This window comes from Thioclava atlantica (assembly GCF_000737065.1).
Lineage (GTDB): Bacteria > Pseudomonadota > Alphaproteobacteria > Rhodobacterales > Rhodobacteraceae > Thioclava > Thioclava atlantica.
In genome coordinates this window covers 304,813-316,519 of record NZ_AQRC01000004.1, presented here as the reverse complement: position 1 = coordinate 316,519, position 11,707 = coordinate 304,813, and the positions used below count along the sequence as shown (strand labels likewise).

The following is an 11,707-nucleotide window of genomic DNA, read 5'->3' as shown; positions in this document are numbered from 1 at the left end:
CGATCCAGCACGGGCTGCACGGCAACCCGACCCTCGTGCCGGTGATCGTGCTGGGGCTCTCGATCGCCGCCTTCGGCCTGATCGCGGGCGGCAAGTTCTTCTCGGCCTTCAACCTGACCCTGATCATGCAGCAGGTCTCGATCATCGGGATCCTCGCCGCGGCGCAGTCGCTGATCATCCTGACCGCGGGCATCGACCTGTCGGTCGCTGCGATCATGGTGCTGATGTCGGTGATCGCGGGCAACCTCGCCGTCTATATGGGCGTGCCCGCGCCGCTGGCGCTTTTGGTGGCCTTCGCGGGCGGCACCGGAGCGGGGCTGATGAACGGCTTTCTGGTGACCAAGGTGAAGCTTCCGCCCTTCATCACGACGCTGGGTACCTGGTCGATCTTCTACGCCCTGAACCTGTGGCTCTCGGGGGCGCAGTCGATCCGCTCGCAGGATATCGACAAGGCCGCGCCGCTGCTGAAATTCTTCGGCAATACGATCGCCATCGGCAATGCGCGGGTGACCTACGGCTCGATCCTGATGATCGTCGTCTTCCTTGCGCTCTGGTTTCTGCTGAACAAGACCGCCTGGGGTCGCCATGTCTATGCGGTGGGCGATGACAAGGAGGCGGCGGAGCTGGCGGGCATCCGCACAGACCGCACGCTGCTCTCGGTCTACGGTCTCGCCGGGCTGGTCTGCGCGATCGCCGCCTGGGCCTCGATCGGGCGCGTCGGCTCGATCAGCCCGCAGGCCTATTACGAGGCGAACCTGCATTCGATCACCGCGGTGGTGATCGGGGGGATCTCGCTCTTCGGCGGGCGCGGCTCGATCCTCGGGGCGCTGTTCGGCGCGCTGATCGTGGGGGTATTCCAGTCCGGGCTGCGGCTCGCGGATGTGGACGTGCTGTGGCAGGTCTTCGCGATCGGCTGGCTCATCATCATCGCGGTCGCGATCGACCAATGGATCAGAAAGGTGTCGGCATGAAACGGGATCCCATTCTCACCGCGCGCGGTCTGGTCAAGCGCTATGGCCGCGTCACCGCTCTCGATAACTGCGACTTCGACCTCTATCCGGGCGAGATCCTCGCCGTGATCGGCGATAACGGCGCGGGAAAATCCTCGCTCATCAAGGCGATCTCGGGGGCGGTCCAGGCCGACGAGGGCGAGATACGGCTCGAGGGCAGGCCTGTCAGTTTCCGCAGCCCGCTCGAGGCGCAGGATGCGGGCATCTCCACCGTCTACCAGACCCTCGCGCTCTCGCCGGCGCTGTCGATCGTGGACAACATGTTCGTCGGTCGCGAGCTGCGCAAACCGGGCCCCTTGGGCAAATGGTTGCGGATGCTCGACAAGCCCGCGATGCGCGCCTTCGCCCGCGAGAAGCTCAACGATCTGGGGCTGATGACCATTCAGGACATCGATCAGGCCGTCGAGACGCTTTCGGGCGGGCAGCGCCAAGGGGTCGCCGTCGCTCGCGCCGCCGCCTTCGGCTCGAAGGTGATCATCATGGACGAGCCCACCGCGGCGCTCGGGGTGAAGGAGAGCCGGCAGGTTCTCAACCTGATCCTCGATCTCAAGGCCAAGGGGCGGCCGATCATCCTGATCTCGCACAACATGCCCCATGTCTTCGAGGTCGCCGACCGCGTCCATGTCCACCGCCTCGGCAAGCGTCTGTGCACGATCGATCCGAAGAAGCACTCGATGTCGGATGCGGTGGCCTACATGACCGGCGCCAAGCAGCCCGACGATGTGAATGAAGCGGCCTGAGTCAGGCTGAGAGAGCAGGAAACGCCGGGTCGGATCGGCCGTGCGTTTTTTCGTTTGCCGGGTGGCCCGGGGCTGGTCGCCCCTCCCCCCGGGAGGGCGCCTTGGCGATGCCGGTGCGCGTTCGCACGACATGCGGGCTTTCGAGATAAAGTGCGGACCACAAGCGTAGCGGTGCGCCCACCCGAGGCTCGGGCGCGTCCCTCACCACTTGCAAAACAAAGAACCCGCGCCCTTTCGGACGCGGGTTTCACCCTGAAGGCCGGGCGCGGAATTACGCCCTGGGGCCAGCCTCCAGCGCGTCCTCGAAGGTGCGCAATCCGGTGCGCGGCGCCTGCACCAGCACGGCCATGTTGCCCGGCTTGTGTTCGTTGCGCAGCATCTTGGTATGGGCTTTCGGGATTTCGGCCCAGGGGAAGACCTCGGACATGCAGGGGTCGAGGCGGCGCTCGATCATCAACCGATTGGCCGAGGAGGCCTGCTTGAGGTTGGCGAAATGCGAACCCTGCAGGCGCTTCTGGTGCATCCACATGTAGCGCACGTCGAAGGTGCAGTTGAAGCCGCTCGTGCCCGCGCAGATCACCACGATCCCGCCCTTCTTCACCACGAGCGTCGAGACCGGGAAGGTCGCCTCGCCCGGGTGCTCGAAGACCATGTCCACGTTCACGCCCTTGCCGGTGATATCCCAGATCGCCTTGCCGAACTTGCGGGCCTCTTTCAGCCACTCGTTATATTCGGGCGTGTTGACGGTGGGCAGCTGACCCCAGCACTTGAAATCCTTGCGGTTGATCACGCCCTTGGCGCCCTGATCCATCACGAACTGCCGCTTGCTCTCGTCCGAGATCACGCCGATCGCATTGGCGCCCGCGGTATTGGCCAACTGGATCGCATAGGATCCCAACCCGCCCGAGGCGCCCCAGACCAGCACGTTCTGGCCGGGCTTGAGCTCATGCGGGTGATGGCCGAACAGCATCCGGTAGGCGGTGGCCAGCGTCAGCGTGTAGCAGGCGCTTTCCTCCCAGGTCAGATGCTTGGGCCGCGGCATCAGCTGCTGGGCCTGCACGCGGGTGAATTGCGAGAACGACCCGTCCGGCGTCTCGTATCCCCAGATCCGCTGGCTGGGCGAGAACATCGGATCGCCGCCGTTGCATTCCTCGTCGTCGCCATCGTCCTGATTGCAGTGGATCACCACCTCGTCGCCGACCTTCCAGCGGGTGACCTTGTCGCCGACCTTCCAGACGATCCCTGACGCGTCCGAACCGGCGATGTGATAGGACTGCTTGTGCCCGTCGAAGGGCGAGATCGGAACGCCCAGACCGGCCCAGACGCCGTTGTAGTTCACGCCCGCGGCCATCACGAGCACCAGCACCTCGTGGCTGTCGATTTCCCAGGTGTCGACCACTTCGACCTGGAAGCTCTGTTCGGGCTCGCCATGGCGTTCGCGGCGGATCGCCCAAGCATACATCTTCGGTGGGACATAGCCGAGGGGCGGCATCTCGCCGATCTCGTAGAGCTCCTTCTCCGGAGCGTCGTAAGGCGCGATCCCGGTATTCTGATCGAGGGCCATGGCTTTCTCCTGTCTGTCCTTGCCGCGCCGCAGAATCGCGCAGCGTTTGACCTGAGGGATACGCATCGATGCGCAACTTTGCAATAGTGGACGTTACGTTTTTGTAATTTTGTGTCGCGGTGAAATTTTTCAAGCGGCTGGAGGGCCTGATTTTGAAGGCATGTCGCCGCGTTGGTGGGAGGGGAAAGGCCTCCGCCGCAGCGCGGCGAATTGACAGGATCACAAAATACCCTTTAAGACGCTTTGTCACGCAATAATGTTGCGCAAACGAGATTCGCCATCCGATGGAGGCCGCCGTGACCCAAGATGCCAAGCCCGCCGAGGCTCCTGTCGCCAAGGACCGCCCCTGGCTGTTCCGGACCTATGCGGGTCATTCGACGGCCGAGAAATCCAACGCGCTTTACCGCGCGAACCTCGCCAAGGGGCAGACGGGACTTTCGGTGGCCTTCGACCTGCCGACCCAGACCGGCTATGACAGCGATCACGTCCTGGCGCGCGGCGAGGTGGGCAAGGTCGGCGTTCCGGTCTGCCATCTGGGCGATATGCGGATGTTGTTCGACCAGATCCCGCTCGAGCAGATGAACACCTCGATGACGATCAACGCGACCGCGCCCTGGCTGCTTGCGCTCTATATCGCGGTGGCCGAGGAGCAGGGCGCGGATATCGCGAAACTGCAGGGCACGGTGCAGAACGATCTGGTGAAGGAATACCTGAGCCGCGGCACCTATATCTGTCCGCCCAAGCCCAGCCTCGCGATGATCACCGATGTCGCGGCCTATACCCGCGAGCACCTGCCGAAATGGAACCCGATGAACGTGTGTTCCTATCACCTGCAAGAGGCGGGGGCGACGCCCGAGCAGGAACTGGCCTTTGCGCTCGCCACCGCCATCGCGGTGCTCGACGACCTCAAGACCAAGGTGCCGCAGGAGGCCTTCCCGGCGATGGTGGGCCGGATCTCGTTCTTCGTGAATGCCGGCATCCGCTTCGTGACCGAGATGTGCAAGATGCGCGCCTTCACCGAGTTGTGGGACGAGATCTGCCGCACCCGCTATGGCGTCGAGGAGGAGAAATTCCGTCGCTTCCGCTACGGCGTTCAGGTCAACAGCCTCGGCCTGACCGAGCAGCAGCCGGAAAACAACGTCTACCGGATCCTGATCGAGATGCTCGCGGTGACGCTCTCGAAGAACGCGCGCGCGCGTGCCGTGCAACTGCCTGCCTGGAACGAGGCCCTGGGCCTTCCGCGCCCCTGGGATCAGCAATGGTCGCTGCGGATGCAGCAGATCATGGCCTATGAGACGGACCTTCTTGAATATGGCGACCTGTTCGACGGCAACCCGGCAGTGAGCGCGAAGGTCGAGGCGCTGAAGGAAGGCGCGCGCGCGGAACTGCAAACGCTGGACGCGATGGGTGGGGCGATCGCCGCGATCGATTACATGAAATCGCGCCTCGTCGAATCGAACGCCGCCCGGATCAACCGGATCGAGGCCGAGGAAACCATCGTGGTCGGCGTGAACCGCTGGCAGCAGGGCGAACCCTCGCCGCTGACGGCCGGTGATGGCGGGATCATGGTCGTCGATCCGGCGGTCGAGGCGGACCAGATCGGGCGCCTGCAAGAATGGCGCGCGACGCGCGACGAGGGCGCGGTGAAAGCGGCGCTGGCACAATTGCGCGATGACACGGCGGCGGGGCGCAACGTGATGCCCGCCTCGATCGCGGCGGCGAAAGCGGGCGCGACCACGGGCGAATGGGCGGGCGTGATGCGCGCGGTCCACGGCGAATATCGCGGCCCGACGGGCGTGTCGCGCGCGCCCTCGAACCAGACCGAAGGGCTCGACGAGATCCGCGAGGCTGTCGATGCGGTCTCGGCCCGTCTTGGCCGGCGCCTGAAATTCCTCGTCGGAAAGCCGGGCCTCGATGGCCATTCCAACGGCGCCGAACAGATCGCCTTCCGCGCCCGCGATTGCGGCATGGATATCAGTTATGACGGCATCCGGCTGACACCCGAGCAGATCGTCGCGAAGGCGCTGGAAGAAGAGGCCCATGTGGTCGGGCTCTCGATCCTGTCGGGCTCGCACCTGCCGCTGATCGAGGAGCTGATGGAGCGGATGCAAATCGCGGGCCTCCGTGACGTGCCCGTCGTCGTGGGCGGCATCATCCCCGACGAGGATGCGGCGCGACTGACGGCTCTGGGCGTCGCACGCGTCTACACGCCCAAGGATTTCGAACTCAACCGGATCATGATGGACATCGTCGCCCTGGCCTCCCCGGCCGAAAAGGCGGCGTGAGGGACCGAGGGCTGCTTCGTTCCGCAGTGGTTGGGGGCGGTCGCGAGGACTTTCTTGCTTGCGCTTCGGAAAGAGGAGTGTGCGCATAGCGTCACGTGGACCTTTTACGCATTTCTTCTGTCCGAAACATGAGAACACCGGGTCGCTTGCGAGTGTTCTTCCCGGTCGCGAGCCGAAGCGATTGGTGATGCGCAAAAAACGCATCATCCCTGAAGCTGTGCGTTTCCAAATTGAAGTTAAGTGCCAGTCCTGTCTTGGTTGAGTTGAGATTTTCGCGGGCCGCGCGAGAACAAGACGGTATTCCTCGCTTTCAAGCCAGGATGGATTCGGAGCCATAGTGGAAGAAATATGTCATCAGAAGACGTGACGATCTGCATCACGATGGGGCTGCGGCCCGAACTGCTCCGCAAGACATTGCTGAGCCTCGGAACGCTGGTGTGCGAGTTCAGTGTCCTTGCTGTGAACGATTTCGGCGACGAAGAGACAAATCGGGAGTTTCGGAGCATCTGTCCGAACGGCCGGATTATAGACCTCGGTGGCCATGTCGGGCATCATGCCGCGGTTGATCGCATGTATCGGCAAGTCCGGACGCCCTATGTGATGCACCTTGAAGATGACTGGCACTTCGACAGGCTCGATTTCCTCCCCGCCAGCTTGAGCCTTCTGCAGCGAAACGAGGCCATATCGTCGGTATGCCTGCGCAGCGTGGACGATTTCGCGCTGAAGGAAGACGAGAGTAGCCGGATGGTGTTCTCCAGCATAGGCGAGACAAGATTTGCACGTCTTGATGGCCTTCACCCTCAGTGGCATGGCTTTACGTTCAATCCGCACCTCTCGCGGCGTGCGGACTGGGAAAACCTTCAAGGTTTTTCGCGCTTCAAGAAAGAGAGGCACGTTTCGAGGGCGATGCGTCGCCAAGGGCGATTTGTTGCATATCTGGACCCGGGCGCCTGCCGACATATTGGCTGGACGGAAAGCGTGGCGCAGCCACCCATGTCCAGCTTCAAGAAATTCAAGAAATGGGCTCGGGGGCGGGTGCTACAAAGGTGATCGTAGTGGCAGTCGTTGAAGATTCTGCGGGAGTGGGTGGTTGAGAGCATTGCCGAAGGCTGTCGTCATCAGCCTGAGAACGGCGCAGAAGCGGCGCCGTTTCGAGACTGAACAGCTTGAAAAAGCAGGCCTTCCCTTCGAGTTCTTCGACGCGCTCGAGCCGGGCGATATCGACGCGGAGGATCTCGCTCGGCGGTCCCGGCAATGGGCGCGCCCCCTTGGTGCGGGCGAAGTGGCCTGTCTTCTGAGCCATCGCTGCCTCTGGGAACGCGTGGCAGATAGTGGCGAGCCCGTTCTCATTCTTGAAGACGATGCGGTTCTGAGCCGCGATATCCTCGAACTTCTGCGAGATTTGACGCGCCTCGAGAATATCGACTACGCGACGCTGGAGACCTTCACGAAGGCGAAACTGCTGTCCCGCGACGCGATGCCTCTGAGTGATGGCCGATATGCCGTAAGCGAGCTCTATCGTGACCGCGGGGGCGCCGCGGCCTATCTTCTCTGGCCTTCCGGCGCCAAGAAACTGGTCGCTTTCACGGAAGGGCTCAGCCCGCTCGCCGACGCCGCTCTCAACCTCGCGCCGAATGTACGGCGGGTGCAGGTTGAGCCTGCGGCCGCGATCCAGGCGATGCATCTTTCCGATTTCAGCACCCGGGTCGAAGGGACAACGGTCTCCGGAGGCGTCAAAGCCCGGCCGAAATATTCCAGCCGCTATCTGTTCGTGAAGGGGAAACTGGTGAGGTTGAAATTCTCCCTCGTCCTCTTCGCTCGGACCCTGCTGAATTTTCCCCGGGCGCAAAACCGGGTCGTGACATTCGCCGGGAAAGAGTAGCCCGGGCGACTTGGAGCTGGGATCCGTCGTCACCGGGCTCCAATTCCCCTCGAGGGCATGCGACATCGCAACATGCCGGGCGCCGCGCCCTTTCGCCCTTCCGCCTGCCAGGGCGCGCGGGTAAAGTCGCGCCATGACCACCCCGACGATCCAGTTTTCCGATGACCAGGCCGAGGCTTGGGATGCCGTGGCCGAGGCTCTCGAGGAGGCCGGGGTCGATATTCTCGAGGGAAGCCTGAGCCCCGAAGGCGGCGGCAAACGCGTGCTCTCGGTGATCGGCAAGGCGGGGTCCGGCAAGACGCTTCTGCTCGCCGAGCTCTACAAGGCGCTGGAGGCGGCGGGCGTCGATCTGGTCTCGGGCGATTTCGAGGGCAAGCGGCGGAAAGAACGGCGCACGCTCGCGATCCTCGCGCCGACGAACAAGGCGGCCAGCGTGTTGCGGTCGCGCGGGGTTCCCGCGACCACGATCCACCGCATTCTCTACACGCCGGTCTATGACCCGGAATACGAACGCATCGCGGAGTGGCTCACGGGGCAGGGGGAGCGCCCCAAGCCCGATCTGCTGAGCGAGATGGGACTGACCGAGGAGGCGCTCGATCGGGCGAAGGCGTTCTATGACCTGCACAAGTCGATCCCGGCGGCGCTGGCCTCGGCAGGGCTGCGGGGCTCGGATTTCATCAATGGCTGGAAGCGGCGCGAAGACGCGCTCGATATCGGGTTCGTCGACGAGGCCTCGATGCTCGACGAGCGGCAATTCGACGATCTGCGCGAGATCTTCCCGACACTGATCCTGTTCGGCGATCCGGCGCAGCTGGCGCCCGTCAACCAGTCGGGCGAGATGGTGTTCGAACGTCTGCCCGATGAGCGCAAGCATATCCTGCACCGGATCCACCGACAGGCCGAGGACAACCCGATCCTGGATCTGGCGCATATGCTGGGCGACGAGAGCCTCACCTTCGAGCAGTTCGAGCGCGAGATCCAGAAGGCCGCCGCGAAGGACGAACGCGTGGTCTGGGCGGAGCGGGTGGAGAGCGACCTGATGGCGCGCTCGCCGGTTCTGGTCTGGCGCAACGCGACCCGGATCCGGCTGATCCATGCGTTTCGCGCGGCCCATTCGGCACCGGCCGACATGTTGCTGCCGGGCGAGCCGCTCGTTTGCGACGGGATCGAGCTGCCGGTGAAACATCGCAAGAAGCGGATCGACCTCGAGGCGCGGGGGCTGATCAAGGGCGCGCAGGTGATCTATCTCGGCCCCGGCAAGAAGCCCGGTTTCTCGCGCCTGCACGTGATCGGCGCCGAGGACCCGCGTCTGTCCGCGGCCTCGATCGTCAAGATCGAGATGCCGGAGGAGGAAGAGCCCTTCATCCCCTTCGCGGCGCGGATGGGGGCGGCTTTTCTGCATGGGGCCGCGGTGACGATCCACAAGGCGCAGGGCTCGCAATGGGAGGATGTGCAGGTCTTCGCGCCCGACATCTATGCCGCCTATCGCGCCGGGCGGGTCGAGGCCGGCATTCCGCTATGGAAGCGGCTCGCCTATGTCGCGATCACCCGGGCACAGCATCGTCTGCTCTGGTGCGTGCGGGCGCGGCTGGCCCGGCCTTCGGCGCCGCTGTCGATCGAGGATCTGCCGAAAGGCGGCGGACGGCTCGAATTGCAGGCCGAGACGCAGGACGGCTAGGTTGGATGCCTCCGGCGGGGGTATTTTCGTCTAGGTGAAGGGGAGGGCACGATGGGCGTTATGGTGGTGACGGGCGCGAGCGCGGGGATCGGGCGCGCGGTGGCCGAGATGGCGCTGGCGCAGGGCTGGCAGGTGGCCTGTCTTGCGCGCCGGGTCGAGGTGCTCGAGGAGGTGGCGGCGACGGGGGAGGGGTTTGCGGTCGCTTGCGACGTGGCAGATCCGGTCTCGATCGAGCGGGCCTTCGCGCAGGTCGTCGCGCGTTTCGGGCGGATCGATGTGCTCTTCAACAATGCGGGGATGTTTCCGCCCGCCGCCCTGCCCGACGAGATGGTGCTCGAGGATTGGGAGGCCTGTGTCGCGGTCAACCTCACCGGCATGGTGCTGTGCGCGCGCGCGGCTTTCGGGCAGATGCGCGCCCAGGCGCCGCGCGGGGGGCGGATCATCAATAACGGCTCGATCTCGGCGCAGGTGCCGCGGCCGAAATCGCTGCCCTATACGGTGACGAAACATGCGATCAACGGGCTCACGAAGCAGCTCGCGCTCGACGGGCGCGGGTTCGACATCGCCTGTGGTCAGATAGACGTGGGCAATGCCCGTACCGGGCTTCTGGCGGGGATCGACGCGGCGGCCGCGAAGGGCACCGAGCCGACGATGGATGTCGTGGACGTGGCGCGCTCGGTTCTGCACATGGCGTCGCTGCCGCTCGAGGCGAATGTGCTCAACATGACGGTGATGGCGAGCGGCATGGCCTTCGTCGGGCGCGGCTAGGTCGCCGGGCTCAGCGCACGAAGCGGAAGATCGCCGCCGCCGCCCAGCCCGCGAAGACCGCGAGGGCGAGAGAGAGCAACCCGTAAAGCGTGGCCTGTTGATGGGCGAGGGTGTAGAGCCAGCGTTCGAGCCCGACCTTCTGCACCTCGATCGAGGACTGGTACTGATCGACGAGCATGCCGCCGCGCAGCAGGAAGATGCGGGTCTTGTAGGAGCCCTCGGTCAGGTTGGCCGGCAGGTCGAAATCGGCGCGGAAGAGCGTGTCGTCGACGAGATGGACGCCGCCCGTCTCGAGCTTGTAGAGACCCTGCTGCTCGCGGATCCGCACCATCGCCTCGGTGAAGGGGCGGGTGTCCTGGACCTGGAGCGGGCCGGAAAAGGCGCGCATCGCGAGCGGGATCGAAATGCGTTGCTGGACGTCGACCTTGGGGTCGAGGATCTCCTTGAGCGGCCCGGTCGTGGCGACGGCGTAATAGCTCGGGGCGGCGGCGACGCCGACCGAGGAGGTGTTCACCCAGATCCCGAATTCGCGCGACTTGCGGCGGATCGTGATCGGGCCCAGCGGACCTTCGAGCGTCACGATCACCGAGAGCTGGTCGCCCTTGGGCTCGGGCGCCTCGCGCTTGACCGCACCGTAGATGAGGATCTGCGAACCGTCGAAGGAGGCGGTGATGCCGATATTGTCGCGGCTCAACCCGGCGACGATCTGTTCGCCCGGCGGCTCCGTGCGGCCGTTCTCCTGTGCCGAGGCGGGGAGGGCTGCGCTGAACAGGGCGAGGCTGAGGGCGAGGGCGCGGATCATTGGAGCGTCCCCGACTCGATCGAGAACAGGTTCTTCGGGTGGATCACCAGATCCGCCCCGAGCTGGCCGGCCACGAGGATGACGAGAAGTGCCAGCAGGATGCGGAGCTGCTCGGCCTTGAGGCGGGCGCCCAGCCGGGCCCCGATCTGCGCCCCGATCACGCCGCCCACGATGAGCAGCAGCGCAAGCATCACGTCCACCGTCTGGTTGGTGATCGCGTGCATCAGCGTCGTGAAGGCCGACACGAACAGGATCTGGAACAGCGAGGTGCCGATCACGACCTTGGTCGGCATGTTGAGCAGGTAGATCATCGCCGGCACCATGACGAAGCCGCCGCCCACGCCCATGATCGCGGCGAGAAGGCCGACCGCGACGCCGACCAGGAGCGGCGGGATCACCGAAATATAGAGCCCCGAGGCGCGGAACTTGAACTTGAAGGGGAGCTTGTGCACCCAGGTATGCTGGTTGCGCTTGGTCCGGCGCGCGGTGCCGCTCTTTTGGCGTTTGAGGGCGCGCAGGCCCTCCTGCAGCATCAGCAACCCGATCGAGCCGAGGAAGACGACGTAGCAGAGCTGGACGGCGAGGTCGATCTGGCCCAGCTCGGTGAGCAGGTTGAAGATCCAGATGCCGCCCGCCGAGCCCAGAAGGCCGCCGACCAGAACCACGAGCCCCATCGGGATGTCCACCGCCTTGCGCTTGAGCTGGGCGAGCACGCCCGAGACCGAGGAGGCGACCACCTGGTTCGCGCCGGTCGCGACTGCGACCGAGGGCGGGATGCCGATGAAGAACAGGAGCGGCGTGATCAGGAAGCCGCCGCCGACGCCGAACAGCCCCGAGATCAGCCCGACGATGCCGCCAAGCCCCAACAGGGTGAAGATGTTGACCGACACTTCGGCGATGGGCAGGTAGATCTGCATGGGCCGCACCGGGTGAGGAGGTTGAAACGTCTTTGCCCGCAAGGGCCCGCGGAGTCAAACC

At 64.7% G+C, this 11,707-nt stretch carries 10 protein-coding genes; 7 read left to right on the top strand and 3 right to left on the bottom strand.

The genetic code is table 11. The features are described from left to right. Together DW2_RS07575 and DW2_RS07570 are read left to right on the top strand one after the other, a co-directional pair. Window positions 1-971, top strand: a 971-nt coding sequence (locus DW2_RS07575) for an ABC transporter permease (protein ID WP_038145064.1), incomplete at its 5' end; no start/stop codon positions are given. Next, window positions 968-1,750 (top strand): ATP-binding cassette domain-containing protein, encoded by a 783-nt coding sequence (locus DW2_RS07570; RefSeq protein WP_038145062.1) that lies wholly within the window; start codon window positions 968-970, stop codon window positions 1,748-1,750. The genes DW2_RS07575 and DW2_RS07570, both read left to right, overlap by 4 nt. 271 nt (window positions 1,751-2,021) lie before the next feature. Here DW2_RS07570 and ccrA read toward each other — a convergent pair whose 3' ends face one another. Continuing rightward, window positions 2,022-3,314: a crotonyl-CoA carboxylase/reductase gene (gene ccrA, locus DW2_RS07565; RefSeq protein WP_038145061.1), complete on the bottom strand. Its 1,293-nt coding sequence runs from the start codon at window positions 3,312-3,314 to the stop codon at window positions 2,022-2,024. Window positions 3,315-3,610: 296 nt separating this feature from the next. Between ccrA and DW2_RS07560 the strand changes: the two genes are divergently transcribed. The 5 genes from DW2_RS07560 (at window position 3,611) to DW2_RS07540 (ending at window position 9,927) form a co-directional block, all read left to right on the top strand. Beyond that, window positions 3,611-5,599, top strand: a complete 1,989-nt coding sequence (locus tag DW2_RS07560; RefSeq protein ID WP_238321283.1) for a protein meaA — start codon at window positions 3,611-3,613, stop codon at window positions 5,597-5,599. Window positions 5,600-5,947: 348 nt separating this feature from the next. Next, entirely contained in the window at window positions 5,948-6,649 is a 702-nt protein-coding gene (locus DW2_RS07555) for a glycosyltransferase family protein (protein WP_038145059.1), read from the top strand. A 40-nt stretch (window positions 6,650-6,689) separates the two neighbouring features. Then, window positions 6,690-7,481 carry a glycosyltransferase family 25 protein gene (locus DW2_RS07550; protein ID WP_081874896.1) on the top strand — a complete coding sequence of 264 codons (792 nt, stop codon included), beginning with the start codon at window positions 6,690-6,692 and terminating at the stop codon, window positions 7,479-7,481. Between the two features lie 133 nt (window positions 7,482-7,614). Beyond that, window positions 7,615-9,159 carry an ATP-dependent DNA helicase gene (locus tag DW2_RS07545; protein WP_038145057.1) on the top strand — a complete coding sequence of 515 codons (1,545 nt, stop codon included), beginning with the start codon at window positions 7,615-7,617 and terminating at the stop codon, window positions 9,157-9,159. Between the two features lie 51 nt (window positions 9,160-9,210). Next, entirely contained in the window at window positions 9,211-9,927 is a 717-nt protein-coding gene (locus tag DW2_RS07540) for an SDR family oxidoreductase (protein WP_038145055.1), read from the top strand. 10 nt (window positions 9,928-9,937) lie between these two features. Here DW2_RS07540 and DW2_RS07535 read toward each other — a convergent pair whose 3' ends face one another. Together DW2_RS07535 and DW2_RS07530 are read right to left on the bottom strand one after the other, a co-directional pair. Further along, window positions 9,938-10,729 (bottom strand): TIGR02186 family protein, encoded by a 792-nt coding sequence (locus DW2_RS07535; protein WP_038145054.1) that lies wholly within the window; start codon window positions 10,727-10,729, stop codon window positions 9,938-9,940. Then, window positions 10,726-11,646 carry a sulfite exporter TauE/SafE family protein gene (locus tag DW2_RS07530; RefSeq protein WP_038145053.1) on the bottom strand — a complete coding sequence of 307 codons (921 nt, stop codon included), beginning with the start codon at window positions 11,644-11,646 and terminating at the stop codon, window positions 10,726-10,728. The genes DW2_RS07535 and DW2_RS07530 overlap by 4 nt, the downstream gene beginning before the upstream one ends. Window positions 11,647-11,707: the final 61 nt, after the last annotated feature.